The organism is Actinomadura sp. 6N118 (genome assembly GCF_044326415.1).
Classification (GTDB): Bacteria; Actinomycetota; Actinomycetes; order Streptosporangiales; family Streptosporangiaceae; genus Spirillospora.
In genome coordinates this window covers 1-21,006 of the sequence record NZ_JBIRAZ010000029.1, presented here as the reverse complement: position 1 = coordinate 21,006, position 21,006 = coordinate 1, and the positions used below count along the sequence as shown (strand labels likewise).

General features: G+C 66.2%; 22 protein-coding genes, 3 pseudogenes and 1 other annotated feature. Of the genes and pseudogenes, 11 read left to right on the top strand and 14 right to left on the bottom strand.

Features of this window, described 5'->3' with window-relative positions:
• Positions 1 to 154: 154 nt before the first annotated feature.
• Positions 155 to 1,309, bottom strand: a pseudogene (locus tag ACH34W_RS47595) (IS701 family transposase); the annotation flags it as partial.
• An 18-nt stretch (positions 1,310 to 1,327) separates the two neighbouring features.
• Between ACH34W_RS47595 and ACH34W_RS47590 the strand changes: the two are divergent.
• Complete coding sequence (locus tag ACH34W_RS47590; protein WP_395967954.1) at positions 1,328 to 1,501, top strand: hypothetical protein; 174 nt, start codon at positions 1,328 to 1,330, stop codon at positions 1,499 to 1,501.
• Positions 1,502 to 1,548: 47 nt separating this feature from the next.
• On the opposite strand, the gene ACH34W_RS47585 is transcribed toward ACH34W_RS47590, so the two are convergent.
• A complete protein-coding gene (locus ACH34W_RS47585) occupies positions 1,549 to 3,537 on the bottom strand; it encodes a hypothetical protein (protein WP_395967874.1) in 1,989 nt (662 codons plus the stop codon).
• Between the two features lie 39 nt (positions 3,538 to 3,576).
• Positions 3,577 to 3,993 carry a trypsin-like serine protease gene (locus ACH34W_RS47580; RefSeq protein ID WP_395967873.1) on the bottom strand — a complete coding sequence of 139 codons (417 nt, stop codon included), beginning with the start codon at positions 3,991 to 3,993 and terminating at the stop codon, positions 3,577 to 3,579.
• On the opposite strand from ACH34W_RS47580, the pseudogene ACH34W_RS47575 reads away from it, so the two are divergent.
• Positions 3,964 to 4,209, top strand: a pseudogene (locus tag ACH34W_RS47575) (IS701 family transposase); the annotation flags it as partial. The gene ACH34W_RS47580 and the pseudogene ACH34W_RS47575 sit on opposite strands and share 30 nt — an antisense overlap.
• Before the next feature lie 47 nt (positions 4,210 to 4,256).
• On the opposite strand, the pseudogene ACH34W_RS47570 reads toward ACH34W_RS47575, so the two are convergent.
• Positions 4,257 to 5,253 (bottom strand): annotated as a pseudogene (locus ACH34W_RS47570) (IS5 family transposase).
• Between the two features lie 302 nt (positions 5,254 to 5,555).
• On the opposite strand from ACH34W_RS47570, the gene ACH34W_RS47565 reads away from it, so the two are divergent.
• Positions 5,556 to 5,825 (top strand): hypothetical protein, encoded by a 270-nt coding sequence (locus tag ACH34W_RS47565; RefSeq protein WP_395967872.1) that lies wholly within the window; start codon positions 5,556 to 5,558, stop codon positions 5,823 to 5,825.
• Positions 5,826 to 6,180: 355 nt separating this feature from the next.
• On the opposite strand, the gene ACH34W_RS47560 is transcribed toward ACH34W_RS47565, so the two are convergent.
• Entirely contained in the window at positions 6,181 to 6,975 is a 795-nt protein-coding gene (locus ACH34W_RS47560; protein WP_395967871.1) for an SAM-dependent methyltransferase, read from the bottom strand.
• Positions 6,976 to 7,066: 91 nt separating this feature from the next.
• Between ACH34W_RS47560 and ACH34W_RS47555 the strand changes: the two genes are divergently transcribed.
• A complete protein-coding gene (locus ACH34W_RS47555) occupies positions 7,067 to 7,363 on the top strand; it encodes a helix-turn-helix transcriptional regulator (RefSeq protein WP_395967870.1) in 297 nt (98 codons plus the stop codon).
• A gap of 40 nt (positions 7,364 to 7,403) precedes the next feature.
• Here ACH34W_RS47555 and ACH34W_RS47550 read toward each other — a convergent pair whose 3' ends face one another.
• A complete protein-coding gene (locus tag ACH34W_RS47550) occupies positions 7,404 to 7,838 on the bottom strand; it encodes a hypothetical protein (protein ID WP_395967869.1) in 435 nt (144 codons plus the stop codon).
• Between the two features lie 170 nt (positions 7,839 to 8,008).
• Complete coding sequence (locus tag ACH34W_RS47545) at positions 8,009 to 8,509, bottom strand: hypothetical protein (RefSeq protein WP_395967868.1); 501 nt, start codon at positions 8,507 to 8,509, stop codon at positions 8,009 to 8,011.
• A gap of 193 nt (positions 8,510 to 8,702) precedes the next feature.
• Between ACH34W_RS47545 and ACH34W_RS47540 the strand changes: the two genes are divergently transcribed.
• Positions 8,703 to 9,041: a VOC family protein gene (locus ACH34W_RS47540; protein WP_395967867.1), complete on the top strand. Its 339-nt coding sequence runs from the start codon at positions 8,703 to 8,705 to the stop codon at positions 9,039 to 9,041.
• A gap of 112 nt (positions 9,042 to 9,153) precedes the next feature.
• Here ACH34W_RS47540 and ACH34W_RS47535 read toward each other — a convergent pair whose 3' ends face one another.
• The 5 genes from ACH34W_RS47535 to ACH34W_RS47515 form a co-directional block, all read right to left on the bottom strand.
• Positions 9,154 to 9,540, bottom strand: a complete 387-nt coding sequence (locus tag ACH34W_RS47535; RefSeq protein ID WP_395967866.1) for a transposase — start codon at positions 9,538 to 9,540, stop codon at positions 9,154 to 9,156.
• Positions 9,455 to 10,695 (bottom strand): IS3 family transposase gene (locus tag ACH34W_RS47530; protein ID WP_395967865.1). Its coding sequence is split into 2 segments (ribosomal slippage): positions 9,455 to 10,413 and positions 10,413 to 10,695, totalling 1,242 coding nucleotides; the frame shifts between segments, so codons are not numbered across the junction. The genes ACH34W_RS47535 and ACH34W_RS47530 overlap by 86 nt, the downstream gene beginning before the upstream one ends.
• Positions 10,286 to 10,417, bottom strand: a sequence feature (AL1L pseudoknot). (Overlaps the previous gene by 132 nt.)
• The gene (locus tag ACH34W_RS47525) at positions 10,667 to 10,999 is read right to left on the bottom strand and encodes a transposase (RefSeq protein ID WP_395967951.1); all 333 of its coding nucleotides are present in this window, start codon (positions 10,997 to 10,999) and stop codon (positions 10,667 to 10,669) included. The genes ACH34W_RS47530 and ACH34W_RS47525 overlap by 29 nt, the downstream gene beginning before the upstream one ends.
• Before the next feature lie 29 nt (positions 11,000 to 11,028).
• Entirely contained in the window at positions 11,029 to 11,319 is a 291-nt protein-coding gene (locus ACH34W_RS47520; RefSeq protein WP_395967864.1) for a transposase, read from the bottom strand.
• Between the two features lie 1,101 nt (positions 11,320 to 12,420).
• The gene (locus ACH34W_RS47515) at positions 12,421 to 14,355 is read right to left on the bottom strand and encodes a protein kinase (RefSeq protein ID WP_395967863.1); all 1,935 of its coding nucleotides are present in this window, start codon (positions 14,353 to 14,355) and stop codon (positions 12,421 to 12,423) included.
• A 37-nt stretch (positions 14,356 to 14,392) separates the two neighbouring features.
• Here ACH34W_RS47515 and ACH34W_RS47510 point away from each other — a divergent pair, with 37 nt between their 5' ends.
• From ACH34W_RS47510 to ACH34W_RS47485, 6 genes are all read left to right on the top strand, one after another.
• Entirely contained in the window at positions 14,393 to 14,587 is a 195-nt protein-coding gene (locus ACH34W_RS47510; RefSeq protein WP_395967862.1) for a transposase, read from the top strand.
• Between the two features lie 108 nt (positions 14,588 to 14,695).
• The gene (locus ACH34W_RS47505) at positions 14,696 to 15,508 is read left to right on the top strand and encodes a trypco2 family protein (protein WP_395967861.1); all 813 of its coding nucleotides are present in this window, start codon (positions 14,696 to 14,698) and stop codon (positions 15,506 to 15,508) included.
• A gap of 274 nt (positions 15,509 to 15,782) precedes the next feature.
• Positions 15,783 to 16,643: a DNA-methyltransferase gene (locus tag ACH34W_RS47500; RefSeq protein ID WP_395967860.1), complete on the top strand. Its 861-nt coding sequence runs from the start codon at positions 15,783 to 15,785 to the stop codon at positions 16,641 to 16,643.
• A gap of 8 nt (positions 16,644 to 16,651) precedes the next feature.
• On the top strand, positions 16,652 to 16,912 hold the full coding sequence (locus ACH34W_RS47495; RefSeq protein WP_395967859.1) for a DNA-binding protein: 261 nt from the start codon (positions 16,652 to 16,654) through the stop codon (positions 16,910 to 16,912).
• A 183-nt stretch (positions 16,913 to 17,095) separates the two neighbouring features.
• Positions 17,096 to 18,391 (top strand): tyrosine-type recombinase/integrase, encoded by a 1,296-nt coding sequence (locus ACH34W_RS47490; RefSeq protein WP_395967858.1) that lies wholly within the window; start codon positions 17,096 to 17,098, stop codon positions 18,389 to 18,391.
• A 25-nt stretch (positions 18,392 to 18,416) separates the two neighbouring features.
• Positions 18,417 to 18,710: a hypothetical protein gene (locus ACH34W_RS47485; RefSeq protein WP_395967857.1), complete on the top strand. Its 294-nt coding sequence runs from the start codon at positions 18,417 to 18,419 to the stop codon at positions 18,708 to 18,710.
• A 520-nt stretch (positions 18,711 to 19,230) separates the two neighbouring features.
• Here the strand turns inward: ACH34W_RS47485 and ACH34W_RS47480 are convergent.
• Together ACH34W_RS47480 and ACH34W_RS47475 are read right to left on the bottom strand one after the other, a co-directional pair.
• Positions 19,231 to 19,593 (bottom strand): hypothetical protein, encoded by a 363-nt coding sequence (locus ACH34W_RS47480; protein ID WP_395967856.1) that lies wholly within the window; start codon positions 19,591 to 19,593, stop codon positions 19,231 to 19,233.
• Between the two features lie 416 nt (positions 19,594 to 20,009).
• On the bottom strand, positions 20,010 to 20,567 hold the full coding sequence (locus ACH34W_RS47475) for a hypothetical protein (protein WP_395967855.1): 558 nt from the start codon (positions 20,565 to 20,567) through the stop codon (positions 20,010 to 20,012).
• Between the last annotated feature and the right edge of the window lie 439 nt (positions 20,568 to 21,006).

The following is a 21,006-nucleotide window of genomic DNA, read 5'->3' as shown; positions in this document are numbered from 1 at the left end:
GCCGTGCCGATCATCGGCGACCCTCCAACCCGGACCCCACACCTCGGCGATCTGGGCGACCAGCCCCCACGGCTCCACGCTGCTCCGGCCAGCTTCCTCCCACCTCATGACCGCCATCACCACCTCCTAATACTCCAGTCGTAGATCGTGATCTTCATGTCTGAGTGGCTTGTCGCCGGTAGTGGCTGGCCTGGGATCGGGCCTGGTGGCGGCGCCGCCAGTCGGACCAACCGAACCGGTGGGCGGCATCGTGGACGGGGCGGACAACGAGAGTGATGAACAGGCGCTGGATCTCGTTGCAGGTGAGCGGAATGAGGGCATCGGGTGTGGGACGGGTGTGCTCGTCTGCGCGTATGACCGCGAGGAAGGCGTGCGCGAGCATGGCGAGGGTGACCCAGCGGGACCAGGAGGCATAGCGGCGGACCTGGTGCTCGTCGAGTGCGGCCAGGCCCTTGCCGGACTGGAAGAACTCCTCCACCCTCCATCTTGATCCAGCGACTCGGACCAGCATGGTCAGCGGCACAGGTGCGGGCGAGTAGCAGCGGTAGTAGGCGAGTTCGCCGGTGCTACGGTTGCGGCGGATCAGCAGCTGACGACTACCAGGTCGGGGGTCGGCAAGGTCGACAACTGCCCAGTCGTAGAAACGGTGACCCTTGGCCCCGGGCCCTGCCGAGAGCTTCTGCCAGGCCCGCTTGGGCACCTTCTTGGCCAAGATGTCCGCACGGCACTTCCCTGCACCGGTGGTGACTTCGTGCGAGCAGGCCACCGCGAGGACATAGCCGGTGCCGCGTTCCTCCAGTGCGGTTCGTAGCTTCGGGTTGCCGCCGTAGACCTCGTCACCAGCAACCCAGGCGGCCTGGTGGCCGGCGTCCAGGAACCGGGCGACCATGCGAGCTGCCAGTTCCGGCTTGGTGGCGAAGGTGCTTTTCTCGGCAAGGCCCGCAGCGTGGCAGCGGTCGGGGTCGGAGGTCCAGGAGCGCGGAACGTAGAGTTCCCGGTCCACGGCGGCGTGGCCGCGCTGACCTGCGTAGACCAGGTAGACGGCGACTTGGGAGTTTTCGATCCGGCCGGCGGTGCCGGTGTACTGGCGCTGGACGCCGACCGTGCCAGTGCCCTTCTTCACATCGCCCGTCTCGTCGACGACCAGCACCGCCTGATCGTCGTGCAGGTGCTCCACCACGTAGGTGCGTACGTCGTCGCGGACCTGATCGGCATCCCACTTGGCCCTGCCCAGCAGGTGCTGCATGCCGTCCGGGGTGGTGTCGCCGGCCCACTCGGCGATGGTCCAGCAGCTGCTTGCGCGTCGAGGCGGTCCCGCGCCTTCGGGGTGCTGCTCGATCCGAAGACCTACGCCTACCTGGGGCAACGTTTGGTCACGAGCAAGGACGAAACGATCAGGTCGGACGGCGAACCCCCGCGCGTGGTGAAGAAGGGGACCCTGGTGGGAATCACGGTCCGCCTCGCCGCCGGGATCGTCGACAAGCCCGGCGAACGTCCCTGACCGAAGCGTGTGGCCGCCGACGCTGTCCGTCGGCGGCCACACGCTTTTCACCCGTGACGATGCCGCCGGACGGGGGCGGCGTTCGTCGTTCCTTTTGACTTCCGTCGCAGAACGAAGAGGACGACGAACATCAGGAGCAAGACGACGACCAGGCCGAAGGCGTTCCCGGAAATGGTGTTGTTGCCGCTGTTTCTGGAGTTGAGCCGCTTGGGCCCGGTGTTACCGGCCGCGCCGTGCGCCGCGGCGACGGGGCGGGTGGCGCTGAGCACGACGTCGTTGCCGTTGCCGCCCTTGTAGCTGATGTAGAGGCGTCTGCCGGAGACGTTGAGGGCGGCTGCCTCGGGAAGGCCCTGGAAGGTCCCGGAGACCGGGCGGGTGCCGGTGTTGTTGATCAGGGTGGGCTGTGGAGCGGTGATCGCGAGCCTGCCGTGCAGGGTGGTCGTGCCGGTGACGGTCAGGGGGTGGCGGCCGAGCTTGAGCGTGGTGCCCGGCGCCTGGCTGAGGTTTTTGACGGTCTGCTTTCCGGCGCGGGTGAGATCGAGGCGAGCGCCGAGCTTGGTGAGGGCGACGCCGCTGCTGCGTGCGAGTGTGGCGTTGCTGCGCAGGGCAAGGATGCCGCGCGTAACCACGGTCGCGCCGGTGTAGGTGATTCTGCTCGTCAATGTGGTGGTGGACGGGCCCGCCTGGGTGAACGAGCCTGTGCCGTTGATGCGAGACAAAGAAAGCGACGTCTTGGTGTTCTGCACTACCAGCGAGCCGTTGTTCACGATTCGGTAGAGAGAAGAGCGTGCGCGCAGGGAGCCGTCTCCGCCTGCCTTCCCTGTGCCGAGGCGCAGGGTGGCGCCTTTGCCGATGGTCGTGCTGCCGTCGTAGTTCTGCGGGGCGGCGAACGTCACGTCGTTGCCGCGCGTGCCCGCGATGACGACGTCGCCGAGGCCTGGGGCGGAAAGGGTGTCGTGGTAGATGCCGCCGGAAATGGGGGCGCCGAGCGTGACGGGGCCGTTGTAGTCGAAGGTCAGCCGGGAGCGCCACCGGCGCTGGTGCATGTTGATGTAGACCGTGTTCTTGTTGCCCGGCAGGAAGAACCGGTGGTGCGTGCCGTCGCCCCACTGCACGTTCGCGCCTTCGATGTTGATGCCGCGCTTGTTGTGCCGGTGCGCGACGACCTTGTAGTTCAGCGACGGGTCGCTCAGCCGGGGATCGGTGTCGGGGCCCGCGTCGGCCCAGCTGTAGACGCCGGTCATCACCACCTTTCCGCCCGGCCGGGAGTGGAAGTTGATGTCGTTGCCCCACTCGCGGGAGTAGAAGTCGGCGCCGATCACCAGTCGCTGGCCCAGGGGCATGTCATGGATGGCCGAGCCCTGGTTGACGATCTTCCGGACGTTCGGCAGTCGGGTCATGTAGGTGGTGGCGCCGACGTCCATCGCGGTGCCGTTGTAGAGGACGCCGGAGAACGGGTGGTCGCCGGCGAGCACCAGGCCGGGCCAGGTGAAGCGGCGGGCGGAGATGAACCCGGAGCCGCTCATGATTCCGAGGTGCAGCTTGCGGTGCACGGCGACGTCCAGACGGCCGTCGACCCTGATGTTGAGGTGGTTGAGCTGGAATCCGGGCCGGTCGTCGAAGTGCCCGATCACTCCGGCCGCGCCCTTGCCCGACCCGTACTGCAGTGTGGCTCCGCGCTCGACGACGACGGCGGGCGGATCCGGATTGGTGATCCTGGTGACGGGGTGCGGGCCGGTGGTGGTGAGCACCTTCTGCCGCCGCCGGGAGGGCGGGAGCGTGAAGTCGCTGTCCTTGGTGAGGACGAGCGTGCCGCTTCCGCCGACCGTCAGCGTGCCCGTGCCGCGGATGGCGCCGGAGTACGTCGTCGTACCGCCGGGCAGCCGCACCACCGCGTCGCCGGTCAGGGTGACGTCGCGGTTCGCGCGGATCGCCGCGGTGATGTCCGCGGCGGCAGCGGCACGGGCGGGCGGCACGGGGAGCGCCGAAAGGAGGGTGAGCGCCGCCGCCGCGCGGCAGGTCTTCGTGAGCCACATGCATGGGAGACTAGGCACGCGGGGGGCCGATAACAGAAACTACGGAGTCGCTATCTCCTTGTGGAGAGCGTCCCGGTAGTTGCTGAGGCGCGTGTAGATGCCGGGGAAATGCGGCTGGGCGCACTTCTCGCCGTCGGCGTCGCTGCCGCCGCCGGAGACGACACCGGCGAGCCGTCCCTTGATGACGAGTGGGCCGCCGCTGTCGTAGGTGCAGGAATCCACGCCGCCGTCGGCCCGGTCACTGGCGCACACGATGCCAGGGAAGTCGCTTCCGTACGCCTCCGTGCAGCGTGCGTCACTGACGGTGGGCACCTTTGCCGCGTGCAGCACACCCGTCGTTCCGCCGTCGGGTGTCGTGTTGCCCCAGCCCGCGATTCCGGACTCGGCGCCTTCGTCGTAGAGTCCTCCGTCGTCCTTGGAGACGAGCGGAAGGTCACCCTCGCCATGCTCGCGCACGCCTTCCTCGCGGTCATACGCGCAGACGAGCACACCCGCCCCACACCCGATGCCCTCATTCCGCTCACCTGCAACGAGATCCAGCGCCTGTTCATCACTCTCGTTGTCCGCCCCGTCCACGATGCCGCCCACCGGTTCGGTTGGTCCGACTGGCGGCGCCGCCACCAGGCCCGATCCCAGGCCAGCCACTACCGGCGACAAGCCACTCAGACATGAAGATCACGATCTACGACTGGAGTACTAGGGCCGGTTCTTAGTTCAGATCACGGGAGGGCTGGCAGGCTGCGCAGCCAGATGATGCATCCGCGTAGGTGGAGCCCGGCGAGGTAGCTGTTGGGTGTCTTGTCGTAGCGGGTGGCCAGCCCTCTCCATTCCTTGAACTTGTTGATGCGGCGTTCGACGGTGTTGCGGTCGGTGTACAGCTCGGCGTCGTGACCGACCGGGCGACCACCCGAGCGTCCCTTCTTTTTGCGGTTGGCCGCCTGGTCGGCCTTCTCCGGGATCACCGCCTTGATGTGGCGTCTGCGCAGGTAGGCGCGGTTGGCGCGGGAGGAGTAGGCCTTGTCGCCGGCGACTGCCCGAGGCCGGGTGCGTGGACGGCCTACCGGGCCGCGCACCTTGATCTTGTCCAGGACCGGGATGAAACGGGGGCTGTCGGTGGCGTGTCCGGGGGTGAGCACCAGCGACAGCGGGCGGCAGCGCCGGTCGGCGGCCAGATGGAATTTGCTGGTCAGGCCGCCCCGGGACCTGCCCAGGTCGGCGGCCTTCAGGCGGGCTTTGCGGCGACGGCGCAGCCGGCGGCGTGCTCCCGATCTGGGTAGGGCCGGTTTTCGGACTGCCCGTTCATGGGCCTGGTTTGTCCCTTTGGCGTAGCCCCTTTTCCTCGGCCATGGCCCGCTCCAGTTCTTTGAGCCGTTGCGGCGCGACCACCATCCCGGCGGCGTGGTGATGCGCGCGGACCGCGGTGGAGTCCACGCTGACCAGGTCCAGATCGACATCGCCCCGGGCCGCGGCCTCACTGATCACCATGTTCATCAGGTTCTCGAAGACCCCCTGGCGTGCCCAGCCCCGGAACCGGTCGTAGATCGTCGACCAGTTGCCGCAGGCATCGGGCACATCCCGCCACGGGCTACCGGTCCGGAACCTCCACATCACCGCGTTGAACTGATTACGCAGGTCACCGATCGGCCCGGACACACCCAACGGCAGGTGCGGCTCGATCAACTCCCACTCGTCACCGGTCAGGTCACCACGCCTCATGGCGCCGTGCTACCAGGCCACAGCGTTCGCACGGAGGGCGAACGCTGTGATCCGGACTACGAACAGGCACTAGTACATCCGCTCTCACCCATGGCCCGAGCCGAGCCTGCCGCCGAACATCAGGCGCACAATCCAAGCCTTTCTTGCATAGAGCACAACACCTCTATCAAAGAAACTCTATAGTCCAATATCTGACTATGGCCCTCAGGGATTGGGTGTCCGCTTTGTATGCCTTCAAGGCCATCATCGATCGGTGCTTCGGCACCCCGACTCGCATTGCAGTGACAGCGACGGTTCTTGCCGTGATCATGGTGCCGCCTGCGTATGTGAGCGCGACCAATGACGGATTCGGCCTGTGGAAGGCGATGAGAGGAAGCGATGGCTCTCCTGCCGAACCCGGCCTCCCAGCGGCCACGCCGTCACCTGCCGCCCTGGTGGAGCCACGGCTGATCTACCCCTCCACCGAGACGGCGGACCGGGAAGCGCCGATCCCCGTCACGAGGTGCGTCGCCGTGGTCGGCACCGGCAAGCCCAGCCTGGCCACACCCTCGTCGCGGGTGTGCATGCAGTAGGGCGAGTCAGCAAGCGGAAGCGCCGCTCCGACCCACAACGCACCTACTACCTGACACGGCCGATCAGGCCAGGTACCGCGCAGACCTGGAAACCGCGGCCTCTAACGGTCGGGGAGAAGGGCCCAGATACCTTCGACTACCGAATCTTCATCGCCAGCGCCCCCGAGTCCTTTGCCAGGGAGCTCGACAATCTCGACATCACGCACTCCTACAGTTACGAGGAGTTGCTGGCCAAAGGCTTTCAGATGTTGGACTCCGTCCGCGTGAAGCGTCTGCTCTCCACGGCAACCTGTCCATAGCCAGGGCAAATGATATGAACACCCCTCTTCTAGCTGCCGCAACGACCCCGTGGCCTCTAGCCGGTCTTGATGGCCACGCCGCCGCTCATCTGCACGTGCGTGTCGTCGACGGCCGCGTCCTCATCATCGGGTCGCCACCGGTGCACCAGCGTCACGCCCGGCTCGACCAAGCCCAGGCCGCGGAACAACGCCCGCACCTCGTCGTCGGTGCGCGCCTTCGCCGGGATCCCGCGGGCGGTGTACTCCTGGGCCGCGCTGACGGCCTGTGGATTGTGCGCGGTAACCGTCGAGATGGCCAGCGCGCTACCGGCCGGCAACGGCGCCATCAGCGCATCGATGATGCGGTACACCTCGTCCTCGTCCACGACGAACTGGACAATGGCGATCAGGCTCACCGCGACCGGCCGCGTCAGGTCCAGCGTGCCGGTCAACTCCTCAGCGGACAGGATCGCCCGCACGTTGCGCAGGTCGGCGTCGATATAGGCGGTGGCACCCTCAGGGACGGTGTTGAGCAGGGCCCTGGCGTGCACCAGCACGATCGGGTCGTTATCCACGTACACCACCCGCGACTGCGGCGCCACCTGCTGCACCACCTCGTGCAGATTCGGCGACGTCGGGATACCCGTGCCGATATCCAGGAACTGGCGGATGCCGCGCTCCTGGGCCAGGTGGCGGGCCGCTCGGACCATGTACCGCCGGTTCGCCCGCATCGACACCGGCAGACTCGGCGACGCCTCCACGATCGAGGCCGCGGCCGCCCGGTCGGCCGTGTAGTTGTCCTTGCCGCCCAACAGGTAGTCGTAGATCCGTGCCGAGTGCGGCACATCAACGTTCAACTCGACAGCATCCACCAGCCGACGCTATCAACCGGGCACCGGCCCACCCGGCGACGGTCAGGCCAGGCGCCGCGAACCCATACGGGCAATACGGTCCGACAGACCGATGAAGGGGGCCGAACCGTGGGCACAGCGTGCCCGAGGCGAGCTACGCGCCACGGGCGCCCGGACCCGCCGCCGTGACGTGGACACCCTGACCCGCCTCACCCCTCAAGAACTGCGCATCTCGCAGGCGGTCGCCGACGGCCACTCCACACGGGACATCGCCGCCCAGCTGTTCCTGAGCCCCCGGACCGTGGAGTACCACCTCTACAAGATCTTCCCGAAGCTCGGCATCTCCTCCCGGACCGAGCTGGTCGGCCTCATCACGAGCGACTCGGCCTTGGCCGAAGGCGTCGCCTGACGGTCCGGCGGCCCCCCGCGTCACGTGGCGGGCGTGTGGGTCAGAGGAACTTCTTCGTCTTGCACCAGTGGTCGTCCTTCTTGGGAATATCGAAGATGAACTTCACGTGGACATAACCGGCGGACCGGCCGTAGAGGTCCCTCTTCCACCTGTAGGTCTTGCCGGACCAGGCGTTCCTCTTGACGTACTTCTCGGTGCCGCCGATGGCGCCCGCGTCCTTGACCTCGATGTCGTTGGCCTTGCGCCTCCCGTGGCCCTTGACCGTGATCTTGTACTTGAGATCGTCGAAGCCGATGCTGGTCTTGTAGACCGTGAGGGTCGCCTTGTCGCCCTGCTTGCTCTTGCAGGAGATCGTATGCTTCGTGACCCCGGCGACGGCGGCATCGGCGTTGGCGGACGCGCCCGTGCTCAGGGTGGCCAACCCTGCGGCGGCCGCCGTGGTGACCAGCGCGGTCTTGCGAAGGACGTGGCGCACTGCGATCTCCTTGAAAGTCGACGTTGCGTACCGATCTCGCTTCAAAGATCAACTGTGCTGGGCGGGGCGCGTCCGGGCAAGGTCTCACGGGCCCATCGTGGTTGACCTGCGATAGTGCCCAAGGGCCATCCGGCCCGCCCCGTACGCGCTCGGAGGGTCCGGGTGGCCTCTCAGCCGGTCGCGGGCCGGTCGTCGCGGAATGTCTGTCTCAGTTTGAAGATGTGGTCGAAGGAGAGTCCTTCGCCGTTCCAGATGAGTTGGGCCGTGCAGTGGCGGTCGTCGAGCCTGCGGAGGGTAAACGTCAGCCGGGTCGGCTTGGCGGGGATCCCCCTGGCGAGGTCTTTGAGCGGGGCGTCGGTGAAGCGGGAGCCGGTGACCGAGGCGGATCCGGCACCCGCGAGGGCGAGCCCGATCCTCGCTCCTTTGCATTTCTCGACCGCGACGGTGCCGTGGAAGCCGTTGACGGGTTGCTCGGTGAACCCCTTGGAGACCTTGAACGTGGTGGTGGCGACAGCGCCGGGCGGCAGTTCCCAGACGAACGCGAACGAGCAGTCCGGCGGTCGGGCGCAGTGGGGGTTGTCCGCGGGTGTGAATTTGCGCGGCTTGGTCCCGGAGTGGTGATCGAGGCCGTATCCCTGCGGGATGACCAGGAGGATGATCGTGGGGAACACGAGGGCTAGGGCGTGTATCGAAAGCGCCGGTCACAGCCACCCGTTGCCCTGAGGCAGGGGTAAACCGCTACGTCAGCGGTGGATGTGGCGCGTACGGTGTGGCTGTGGCCGGTGGTCGCGTGCGGCGGCGGCTTACGGAGACAGACGCGCGGACACGAAGGAGCGAATGGTGCCAGGCGCTGAACTGCGAGGGGTGACTCTGGACTGTGCCGACCCGCAGACGCTGGCGGGCTTCTACGGTGCACTGACCGGGATGCGCGAGCTCTTCAATACGGACGGGTTCGTCGCTCTGACGGACGGCTCCGGCTGTGATCTGGGATTCCAGCGGGTTGACCGATACCGGGCTCCGCAGTGGCCGGGTCAGGACGTGCCACAACAGTTCCATCTGGATCTCCGCGCTGACGACCTCGATGCGATGGAAGAGCTGGCGCTGGAACTCGGCGCGGCCAAACCGGACCATCAGCCCGGCGACGGACGCTGGCGGGTACTCCTGGATCCGGCTGGCCACCCCTTCTGCCTGACACCTTCCTGACATCACCGGCGTTGACAGGCATCCCCCATCAGACGCCGTAGCGCTCAGGCGTGGGCGAGCGGTTCATCAGCTGCTGGCCGCCTCGGAGAGGCCATGGCGTCGGATGTGCTGGTCACAGCCACTCGTTGATTGCCGCTACGAGGACGGTCACCTCGTAGCAGACCGCGAGTTTGTCGTACCTCGTGGCCACGGAGCGGTGCCTTTTGAGGCGATTGATGCCGCACTCGACCGCGTGCCGGGCCTTGTAGTCCTCCGGGTCGAACTTCGGCGGACGGCCGCCGCGGGAGCCGCGTTTCCTTCGATTGCGGGCCTGGTCGGCCTTGTCCGGGATGGTGCAGTGAATGCCATGCCTGCGCAGGTAGGCGCGGTTCTTGCGGGAGGCATACTGAAGCGCCCCGGTTTCGATAGAGGCTCTAGGTTGTGACTGTGACCTGCGGTTCTGTGTGTTCCTTGTAGTAGGTGGCCTCGTATTCGTCGGGTGGGATGTGGCCGAGTTCACCGTGGAGCCGGGTGGTGTTGTACCAGTCGATCCATTCGGCGGTGGCCAGTTCGACGCCGGTCAGGGTCTTCCACGGCCCGCGCGATTTGATCAGCTCGGTCTTGTACAGGCCGATCGCTGACTCCATCAGCGCGTTGTCGAGCGCGTCGCCGACGGTGCCGATGGAGGCGTCGATCCCGGCCTGCACCAGGTGCGTGGTGAAGCGGAAACTGGTGTATTGCGAGCCCGCATCCGAGTGATGTATCAGGCCTGGTCCGGGTGGGTGCCCGGCCCGGTCGCGCCGCCACAGCGCCATGTCGAGCGCGTCGAGCACCAGCCGGGTGCGCTTGTTGGTGGCGGCTGCCCAGCCGACGATTGCGCGGGAGAAGATGTCGACCACGAACGCGACATAGACGACGCCGGCCCAGGTGGTCACATGGGTGAAGTCGGCCACCCAGCGGCGGTTCGGGCCGGCTGCGGTGAAGTCACGCTGCAGCCGATCGGTGGCCCGTTCATGGTTGTCGTCGCGCACGGTGGTGCGGATCTTGCGGCCGCGGCGGGCGCCGTGCAGGCCGAGCTCGCGCATCAGCCGCTCGATCGTGCAACGAGCTACCTGGTGGCCCTCGCGCTGGAGTTGCCGCCAGATCTTGCGGGCGCCATAGACCTGGTAGTTGTCGGTGAAGATGCGGGTGATCTCGGTCTTGAGCCACTCGTCGCGCACCGCGCGGGCCGAGGCCGAACGTGACTTTGCGGCGTAGTAGGTGGACGGAGCGATCTTGGTGCCGTGGGCAGACAGCACGCGGCAGATCGGCTCGACCCCGAACACCTTCTTGAACGCGTCGATGAACGCGATCAGTACCTGTGTGGCCGGTCGAGCTCGGCCGCGAAGAAACCCGCCGCCGCCTTCAAGATCTCATTCGCCCGGCGCAACTCGGCGTTCTCCCGCTTGAGCCGCTTGAGCTCCACCGATTCCTCGGTGGTGGCCCCGGGCCGGTCGCCGGTATCGATCTCGGACTGACGCACCCAGGACCGCACCGTCTCGGCGTGCTTGACGCCCAGCTTGGTCGCTACCGCTTTCATCGCCGACCACTCGCTCGGGTAGTCCGGACCGACCTCGGCAACCATACGGACAGCGCGATTGCGCAGCTCAGCGGGATAGGGGGACGAACGTGCCATGACTCAATCCTCTCAGGGAATCGAGCCTCCATCCGACCCGGGGCGCTTCATACGTCTTGTCGGCGCGCACCCGCCTCGGCCGGGTCCGCGGTCTGCCCGGCCCCAGCCGGGGCACCCTGATGCGGCCCAGGACGGCCTCGAACTGCGGGGAGTCCCCGCGCTGTCCGGCGGTGATCACGATAGACATGGGCTTTTGCCCCTGCTCGACGGCCAGGTGCAGCTTGGTGGTCAGGCCGCCGCGCGAGCGCCCGAGGCCGTGATCGTCGGGCTCGACTGCGACACCGCCGGGCGGCTCCTTCTGCAGGTCCCCCTTTTCCGCGCTCCAGCGGCGTGCTAGTGGGCCCGGCAGACGTTGGAGTCGACGTTGAGGTCCCAGGTGATCAGGTCCTTCGCATCAGCCCGGGCCCGGAGTTCTGTGAAGATACGCTGCCAGGTCCCGTTGCGCTGCCAGCGGCGGAACAGGTCGTACACCCGGCCCCACGGCCCATACTCGGCGGGCATGTCCCGCCACGGGATTTGCGTCGGGGTGGCCAGGCCCGCTCTGGCCAACATCGCCTCGCGGGTGGCGCGGACCGCGCCGCCGCATCTGGCCGCCCCGGTTACCACGTACGCGCTGGACGACATGAGTCCGCACTGACCGATGAGTGTGCTTGCTGCCGCATCAATCGCACGAGCCAGGGGTACCTCGCTGCGCGAAGTCGCCTCGCTATGACAGCAATGAGACGAGGCTGGCGACGGCCACTGTCAGGGAGAGGACACCCGCGAAGGTCCCGGCTGCCCAGCCGATTTGATGAAGGATCTTTCCGCCGTTGGCGGCGTTGATCCAGCCGGCGACTCCGCCACTCGTTGAGCAGAAAAGAAGGACCGCCATGACCACGGCGATCAAAGTCTGGGTCTGCACTGCCCTCAGCCTCTCACTCGTTCTGATCGAGCGAGGCCCAGGTAGTTCGGGCAGCCCTCAGCTCGACCAGGTGTTTACCTGGTTGAACTGAGCTCCGCCCGCTCGGTTCGGCTGACTGTGTATGAGCCGGAGGGTCAGACTCAGGTACTTCTCTCACTTGTTCTACACGGTGGTCAGGGGCCGAGTGGTGGGAGACTGGTTGTTCGACCGAGCACCGGACAACCGGAATATCCTACCTGTGCCAACAGGCGGCCCATCCGTTGATGAGGAGGAGCCCACGGATCTTCGCGAGCGATTCTACCTCGGGACCTTCAGGGCATGTGGGAAATCGAGCACGTGAAGGTCAGTTCGGAAACGATCTGAGATGACTACTGCTCACGACCGAGTTCTGAATGGGAGCCGCTGCTAGGCGAGACCGGAGTACCGCGTTGAGCGAGGCCCTGGAGCCATGTGCGGTGAGGGCGCGTAGCTGGGGGCTTGAGACCGTAACCCCACGTGCCATCCTGCTGACTGGCGTGCTGCCGTTACCGCTGCTGCACAGGGGGCCATGTGCGGTCGGGTCCCGTCGCTGGGCGACACGCACCACTGACCCACGCTTGATCGTCCTGGCTTTTTACGTACGCATTGGAAGACCTTGCCAACTAACTTAGGGGTGGCCGCTCCGGGTTGCGGTCTGTGGACGGTGACTGCTGTGCAGCGCGCAGCTCATCCATGTCGCCCTGGGCTGTCATCGCTAGCCCGCCAGTCATCAGCTCGGTGATGGAGCTCACTGGTTTGTAGACAGGGTCGTCAGCCAGCGCTGCTCTCAGATTGTTGTGCCTACTTCAGCTGTGGGGAGCGCTAGGAAGCCGATGCGCGACGACATGGTCGTCTTCGAAGTAGTACAGCGTGTCCCCAGAGAACTGGGTCACGCTGGCATGCGGATGGTCTCCCACGCGCACCTGGACTTGCAGTTCCCAAACTGGGTCGCCGTTTGTCGGGTCCAGCGCGCGAAGCACGCTTCGCTTTCGCGTTCCCTGGGATGCCATGTGGCGTACGAAGAGGAGGCCGTTGTGAAAGGCCAGCTCCGCGATTCCAGGTTCACCGGCTTCTCGGGTCCAGAGCGGCACCTCGGAGTGCACGGCGAAGGCGCTGACCACCTTGCCCTCGCTGTCGGCGACGTAGAACGCGTCTGCACCGAACGCAAGCGCCGAATGGCTAGGTGCCAACCACCCGATCTCCCACAACCGAGTGCCCGACGTCGCCGAGTAGACGGTCAGTTTGTCCCTCAACCAGTTCGTAACAAGAATTTTGTCCCCTCCGAGCGCGACGCCGTCTACGCGCTCGCAGCTCCACTCTCGCTGAGCGGAGTCTGCCTCGTACGCGTGAAGCCGATTCTTGGAATCGGTGATGTACAAGAGCGATGGTGCCTCGTCCCTGGACAGGATGGTGTGGGCCTGGCCGGCAATCGCCCAAAGGCGCTCCCCGGTCGACGCGTCAAATACGTGCACGCTCGGGCCGTCGGGCCGGTTGCCGGGGAGCGAGCAGACCACCACCTCGTCCACCACGAGCGGAGCTGATCGAGGAGTTACGTCGAGCGAGCGCGCCCATTTCTCGTCTCCGCTTACCGAATCCCTGGACACGAGAAAGGAGTCTCCGGGCCTCCAGCCCGTGAGCCCTCCTGCCAAATAGAGCATTTCTTCTGTGACTGTTGTATGCCAGCTGTAACCTCGATCGTCGTCCACCTGCCACAGCTCCCAGCCGAGGGTCGGATGCAGTGCCGTAATCTTTTCGCCGTTCGCGACGACGACCGCGTTCGGAGCCTGAGAGATCTCCCTCTGGCGGTGGTTCCAGCTGATGTGGTTATCCGCCTCGGGAAAGGTGTTTCTGCTTGTCCAGAGCAGGCAGGCGGGTCGCCCGGGAGGACCTGGCCACGGCTGCGGCGTGACTACCGGGCCCGGGGCGGCTTGCTCAATCCGGTCTACCAGATCGAGAACAGCCGAGGCATCGGCAGGCCGGTCTTCGGGATTCTTGGCCAGGAGCCTAAGAACTAGATTGTTGAAGTCTTCGGGAATATCGTCTCTATGCCTGCGCGGCGGCACAGGGCGCACGTTGATGTGTGCGTGGAGCATCCCCCAATGATTGTCGCTCTTAAACGGCCTGCTCCCTGTCAGCAACTCATAGACGACGCAGCCAAGCGAGTATAGATCCGAGCGGTGATCAACAGCCTGACTCTTGGCCTGCTCCGGCGACATGTATGCCGGTGTGCCGAGTTGCTGTCCGGTCCTCGTCAGCGGGCTTCCGGACAGATCGTGAATCGGTTTGGCAATGCCGAAATCGCAGATCTTGATGTAACCATCCTGAGTAACCATGACGTTGGCTGGCTTTAGATCGCGGTGGACGAGGTAGCTGTGGGCGTACTCCAGGGCCTGAGTGATCTGCCGGGTGATCCAGAGTGCCCACTCCACGGGCAGCGGGTCCACCAAGCCGAGGTAGTGCTTCAGCTCCCGGCCGCGTACAAGCTCCATCACGATGAAGACGAGATCACCGTCCTGGCCTAGGTCGTGAACCTCGACGATGCCGGGATGCTTCAGGCGGGCGGGAATCCTCGCTTCCTGAATGAACCGTTTGACGATCTTTTCGGATGCGTCCGCCTCTAGCTTCAGAAGCTTGATGGCCACATCTCGACCAAGCTCTTGATCGTGAGCACGCCACACAACGCCCATACCTCCGCTACCTAGAACTTTCTGGAGGTGGCCGTGATCCGTTTTGATGGACATCTGAGATCAGGGGTTTTGCCCCGAAAGGATGTCCATCATGGCGAGCATGGGGAAGAAGAAGCCACGTCCTCGCCGCTCGTTCACGCTGGAGTTCAAGGCCGAGATCGTCGAGTTGTGTCGGCGGGGTGACCGTTCGGTCGGTCAGGTGGCCAAGGACTTCGACCTGACCGAGACCGCGGTGCGACTGTGGCTCGGCCATGCAGAGGTCGACGCGGGCGAAAGGACGGCCTGACCAGCAGCGAGCGCGAGGAGCTGGCCGCGCTGCGGCGGGAGAACCGCCGACTCCGGGAGGACGTAGAGATCCTCAAGCGGGCCACGGCTTTCTTCGTGAAAAGACCCGATGAAGGTGCACCCGTTCATCGAGGCGGAGAAGCAGAACGGTCACAACGTCAAGCGCGCGTGTGAACTGCTCAAGGTCTCCCGCACCGCCTTCTACGCCAGCCGCAGCGCCAAGCCCGGTCCGCGCGCGGTCCGCGATGCCGAGCTGACCCAGCAGATCACCGCAGTTCACGAGCGTTCACGCGGGACCTGCGGAGCTCCGCGCGTCCACGCCGTGCTCAAGCAGGAAGGTGCCGAATGCGGCCGCCGCCGGGTCGCCCGGCTGATGCGGGCGGCCGGATTGCAAGGCCGGATGGGGCCGGCGATCCTCCTCGTACCGGAGGTTCTCTTGATCGAGCTGTCCACGGTCATCAATCAGCTTCGCGGGGAGCTGTCCACCGCCATTGCTACCGGGACCAATGAGGGGCTGCGGTTCGAACTCGGGCCGATCGAGCTCGAGGTGACCCTTGCACTCAGCCAGGAGGCGGGCGGTAACGCCAAGGTGCGGTTTTGGGTCCTGGACGCAGGTGCTCAGGGCAAAGAGGGCTCTGTCGCAACTCAGCGCATCAAGCTGACTCTCCAGCCGAAACTGGATGGCTCGGCGGGCTCGGCGTTCGTCTCCGATGAAGCGAAGACGGAGAAGCCTGAACCGCACCAATCCGGAGGTTTACGCACACCGGCCAGAGGTGACGCACGTTCGGCGCTAGCCACGACGATCTACCTGCCGATCGTGATCTGGTACGGATCGCCGATCGGGCACCATGCGGGCCATGTGCGGTCGGGTGTGATCGCCCCTCGGACACAAACCCCCATACCGCGTCAGTCCGAAACTTGATGGATGGCTGTCAGTGCGGGGTCGACGCAAAAACTTCTGCCTCTTTGACGGCCTCAAGAGGCAATCGCATGGAGCCGTCCCGCAGCACCAGCCTGCTTGACCAGCCGCCCCAACGCGCTACGGCCGATCTCATTGCTGATCATCTTGCCCGGCGACAGATCTCCCTCCGGCGTGCGGTTCACCATCGCCCACGCACGCCGTTGCAGATCGGCATCCCTCCCACCATGCGGGCGCGACGTCTTCCTCTGCAAAACCCCGGGCTGTTGGAGTGGTCGTGTTGACAGGGTGTTGGCTAACACCGCACCGGCTTCGCGTCCTGTCGGGCCCGGCGAACCGCCGACAGAGCCCGGCCCGCAAGGCCCGGTACGGCACGTTCCGGCCACCGCAGGCTGGAGATCGGGCTGGGTTGCGCGGCAAGAATCTGCTCGGGGTGCCGTGGCGGGTGGCGTTCGCGCTGCAGGCCGACGGCTGGTATCTGCGTAACGCGGTGGTGTGGAACAAGCCCAATGCGATGCCCGAGTCGGTCACCGACCGGCTCTCCTCACGCTACGAGCTCATCTTTCTGCTGTCCCAGCAGCCCCGCTACTACTTCGATCTGGACGCCATCCGCGCCCCGCTGACCGGCCCAGGCTCGATGGACGCCGACCGCGGGACCGGCGATGCGGACAAGGCGGGACAGCGGATGAACGGGGACTCGTCCGCACAGGGAGCCCGCCGTCGCGATGACCCCGGATACGGGCCGAGCCCGGAGATGCGGCCCAACCCCCGCGCGCTGTCGCGGCGACGCCGCCGGGACGGATGCGCCAGCAAGCCCAACAGCATCAGCACCGGCTACGACCCCTACACCGCCAAAGGCCGCAACCCAGGTGATGTGTGGAGTGTGCCGACCCGGCCGTTCCCCGGGGCACACTTCGCGGTGTTCCCGATCGACATCCCGCTGCGCGCCATCGCGGCCGGCTGCCCACCCGGCGGCGTCGTCCTGGACCCCTTCAGCGGCGCGGGCACCACCGCCCGAGCCGCCCAGCAACTACAGCGCTCCTACGTCGGCGTCGATCTGCGCGCCGACTACCATCTCCTGGCCCTGCGCCGCCTGGGCCTGCTCCCCGACCGGCCCGACAGCGCGAGCCGGCTATGACACGACGGATGACCATGGGCGAGCTACTCGACCTGCCGGCCACGGTCGACCTGCCCACCGCGGGACGCGCGTTCGGGCTGGGCCGCAACACCTCCTACCAACTCGCTCGCCGAGGTGAGTTCCCCTGCCGCGTGCTGCGGCTAGGCCGCTCCTATGTGGTCCCGACCGCCGAACTCCTGCGTGTCCTCGGCCTGGACCTACCGAACGGCCCCACTCCGGAAGACAGCGCCACCACAGTGCGCCCCACCAGGCGACCCGGCCACCGCTGACAACCCAACAGCCCGGGTCAGACGCCATTGCTCACAGCACGCCGCGAGATCTCCACCCGTTCAGCGCGATCCTCACCTTCCCAACGGGCCGTCTGCCTGTTGAGGGGCGCCGGCGTTACGCTCGGGCGCCCGAGTATCCCGATGACCTGGAGATACTCACCGACCCAGGAGGTGACACCACCCTTGGCGAAAGGATCGATCTACAAACGCTGCGGCTGCCGCCACCCCGACACCGGCAAACCCGTCGGGGCCTGCTGCCCGTCCCTGCGCCGTCGCGACGGCGCCTGGAACCCCCGCCACGGCAGCTGGCATTACCGCCTGGAACTGCCGCCTCGCACCGACGGAACCCGGCGCACCCCCATCCGCCGCGGCAGCCTGGCCGACCGCGACACCGCAACGGCCCAGCTCACCCACCTGTCCGCCCTGATCGATGGCGTCGACGCCGATGACGACGAGGCCGTCGACACCCTCGCGGCCGCGGTGAAGCACGCCATCTCCACCGGCAGCGCCCTTCCTACCGCCGAGCATCTGGGCTGGCTGCTGCGCACCGGCCACCGCCCCGGCGCCATCCCCACCCTGGCCGAATGGCTCCCCCAATGGCTGGCCGGCAAGAAGAACATCGGCCCCTCCACCTACACCCTCTACGAAGGCCACATCCGCCGGTTCTTCATCCCCTACCTCGGCCACATCCGCCTGGACCGGCTCACCATTGCCCACATCGCTGACATGTTCGACTGGATCGAGGAACGCAACGACCAGATCCGCGCCGCCCGCACCAGCGATGACCCCGAACTGCGCGCGGCGTTCAAATGGCAGAAGGTCGCCGGACCCGCCACCAAACAACGCATCCGCTCCACCCTGCGCGCCGCCCTCAACGCCGCCATCGTGCACCTACAGGGACTGATCACCTTCAACCCCGCCGCACACGTGGAACTGCCACCCGCCCACCGGCCCAAACCGCTGGTGTGGACCACCGAACGCGTCCGCCGCTGGCACGACACCGGTGACATCCCCGGCCCGGTCATGGTCTGGACACCCCAGCACACCGGCACCTTCCTCGACCACACCCTGCACGACCGCCTGTACGCCCTCTACCACCTGCTCGCCTTCTGCGGCCTGCGCCGCGGCGAAGCATGCGGCCTGCACTGGAGCGACCTCGACCTGGACACCGGCGTCCTCACCGTCCGCCTCCAGCTGACCGCACCCGGGCAATGGACGCCGCTGCTGTCCACCCCAAGACCGAGGCGGGCGCCCGCCAGATCGCCCTCGATCCGGCCACCATCGCCGCCTTCAGGGCCCATCGCCGCCGCCAACAAGCCGAACATCAGGCCCTGGAGGATCTGGCCGGACCGGGTGCCTGGTCCGACCACGGACTGGTGTTCACCAAGCCCACCGGTGAGCCAATACATCCCCAGTCGGTCTCCGAACACTTCAAAGACCTCACCAACCAGGCCGCGCTCCCCCGATCCGACTCCATGACCTACGCCACGGCGCCGCCACCGTCATGCTCGCCGCCGGCATCGACATCAAAATCGTCCAAGAGATCCTCGGACACTCCGACCGAGCCATCACCTCCGACACCTACACCAGCGTCCTGCCCGAGCTAGCGGCCGAAGCCATCACAGCGGCCGCCGACGTCATCAACCAGCACCGCCGAACACCCACAGGGACAGAACCACACCTGGACGCTCGGGCACACCTCGGGCACACGCAACCCGGAAAACAAGCCGGGCGCCCTCCCCGAAGGGGAGAACGCCCAGGTCACAGCTTGATCATTGGAGCCGGCGAGGGGACTTGAACCCCTAACCTTCTGTTTACAAGCAAGATCAGAGCCATCCAGGCCCGTCCACATCCGTCCCCTGACCAGCGGCGCAGCCTCCTGCGCGTCCGCGCCAGTCCAAGGTCATCCAGACCCGTTGTTAGCATCCGCGTTAGCACGCACACCGCCCCGGAGGGCTCGTCCGCGCGAACGGCGAGACGGTGTGACAGACAGATTCGCGCGGGCGTGCCCTCCGGCCCGCGGGGGGCTGGGGGCTGCGAAGCCCCCGCTTCACGCTCCGCTCAGCCGACGAACGACCCAACGGCCAAGTCCTCCAACCTTCGGAACGCTCTGGCAGCGGATTTACAGTCCCGCCGTCTAACTCGTCTGACCAGCGGGTTTGACCTGCAAGCATCGGACCTCGACCCGTATTGGACCCAGCCCTATCCCCGTGGCAGGGCCCCGGCAAAGTCGTTGTCGGCATACCGGCTGGCTCGCACAGGCGGGACGGTCGAACGTGGACTATGGCGCGGCATTGATTTGACGGTTGGTCAGGCGGTCAGTCGCCGATGAAGATCAGTTGGCGGTGATGCGGTCGTCCAGGCGCCGCCTGGAGCAGTTTCGTCAGGGCGATGAGGCGCGCTGTGGCTGTGATCATGTCCTGTTCGGGGTGATCTGCTGCCAGCGTCGTCAGTTCCGAGGCGAGCCTGTCGGCTTGGCGGGCGTTGAAGTAGGTGTCGTCGTACTCGTCGACTCCTGTGAGCAGCGGATACCGGGCGGGATCGGTGGCCGCCCGCGCGCAGAGCCGGCGGACGTCAACCGCGCCGTCGAGCGTGGCGACGACCTCGCCGCTGTACTCCTGAACCCGAACGCCGATGCCCACGCCCCCATCATCGGGGATGGTCTGGATCGTGTCGATCACGCCAGGTCAGGAGTGCTGAAGATCCGTACCGCTATGCACCCTGGGCGGTACACGCCTGTGCACCTCAGCGGCGGCCGGGGCCGTGCTCTGGCTGGACCATCTGATCCGTAGAAAGATCAGCAATGTCCAACCCCGTCCACGGACCTCCCCTGACCTGGCCGCGCCTCTCCTGCACGTCCATCGCTGTCCAGGGCGATCCAGCGCTGTTGTTAGCACTCGCGTTAGCACGCTGTACCGACCCGGAGGGTGCTGCCGCGCGAACGGCGCCCAGCCAGAGACAGACAGTTTCGCGCGGGAGTGCCCTCCGGCGCGTGGGGGTCCAGGGGGCGGCGCAGCCCCCTGGTTCGAGCTCGCTCAACCACCAAGCCTCTGTAAGCCCGAAACCAATGTTTCGGTTGCTGGCATGGTCTAGTAGCTCACGGGACGCTGGTGGGCGACCCATAGTTGAGGACGCCGAACCACGGAAAGTCGGTATCAGCTTGAGACTCCATGAGTTCGTTGATGTAGGAATCGATGTCAGGGGCTGGGTGCGAGCCCTCAAGCTGTACGACCAAGTCCTCGTCACCTGGTGACGCGAGGGGAGCCACCAGGGGCGGCAATTGGGCAATGGTGCCGTCCCAGTTGAGGGAGAGGCGTGCACCCTCGTCCGCAGGGGGCGGGTCGGTTCGCTTACGACTGGAAAAGTCATACCGATGCTGATTGTGCGTAGATACGGTCCTGGTAGCCCCATCCAGTAGGTGAACGCTGACGAATTCGGTGACATCCAGCCCTGCGGCGAGTCGCCCGCATTGCACCGTCCACACGTTGACACTTTCACCGAGCAGGAAGTTGTTCAGGAGCCTGCCCATACTTTCGAAGTGGCTAAGCTTGGATTCCAGGCGGGCGTGCAACTCCTCCGTGGTGGCGTACGGTCGGAAGTACCCGACTTCGCCGATGACGCACATGGACTCTTCCAGGAGATAGAAGCTACGCACTAGTTTTGTGTGGTCGGATCTGTGTTCTTGGTGTGCTGACTGCATTGCCATCCTCCAGGCGCCTGCCTTATCTTCCGGGGTGCAACCATAGAGGCGCGAGCTGACAACAGGCTGTGGTCCTGGACGCGCGTCAAGCGGCAGTCGCCTTCGGCGGATGGGCGAGACTCATGGGCGGCTGGGCGGTCCGGCGCGGCGGGACCGGACGGAACAGGCCGCACGCCCGGCGCGCCGGGGCGGGCGGCCGCCGGCGACGCGTAGCGGCGCCCTTGAAGACGTAATGAAAGTTCTCATCCGGCAGGCTGTGGGCCTTGGTGTCGTGTCCCGGGTCATGCTTGACAGTCGAGTCCCAGTTGATGGTTGACAGGTGCCGTGTTCGGTTCTGTCGTTTCGTGGTGTTTGCGGGCATCGCGTGGCGGGAGGGCTGGGATTGGCGCTGGTG

What these genes read in the sequence shown, in the direction of transcription:
- ACH34W_RS47585 (WP_395967874.1), bottom strand. Translation starts at nt 3,537, where the DNA reads ATGTGGCTCACGAAGACCTGCCGCGCGGCGGCGGCGCTCACCCTCCTT.
- ACH34W_RS47485 (WP_395967857.1), top strand. Translation starts at nt 18,417, where the DNA reads ATGCTCGCCGCCGGCATCGACATCAAAATCGTCCAAGAGATCCTCGGA.
- ACH34W_RS47515 (WP_395967863.1), bottom strand. Translation starts at nt 14,355, where the DNA reads ATGTCCATCAAAACGGATCACGGCCACCTCCAGAAAGTTCTAGGTAGC.
- ACH34W_RS47555 (WP_395967870.1), top strand. Translation starts at nt 7,067, where the DNA reads ATGAAGGGGGCCGAACCGTGGGCACAGCGTGCCCGAGGCGAGCTACGC.
- ACH34W_RS47505 (WP_395967861.1), top strand. Translation starts at nt 14,696, where the DNA reads ATGAAGGTGCACCCGTTCATCGAGGCGGAGAAGCAGAACGGTCACAAC.
- ACH34W_RS47520 (WP_395967864.1), bottom strand. Translation starts at nt 11,319, where the DNA reads ATGTCGTCCAGCGCGTACGTGGTAACCGGGGCGGCCAGATGCGGCGGC.
- ACH34W_RS47510 (WP_395967862.1), top strand. Translation starts at nt 14,393, where the DNA reads ATGGCGAGCATGGGGAAGAAGAAGCCACGTCCTCGCCGCTCGTTCACG.
- ACH34W_RS47495 (WP_395967859.1), top strand. Translation starts at nt 16,652, where the DNA reads ATGACCATGGGCGAGCTACTCGACCTGCCGGCCACGGTCGACCTGCCC.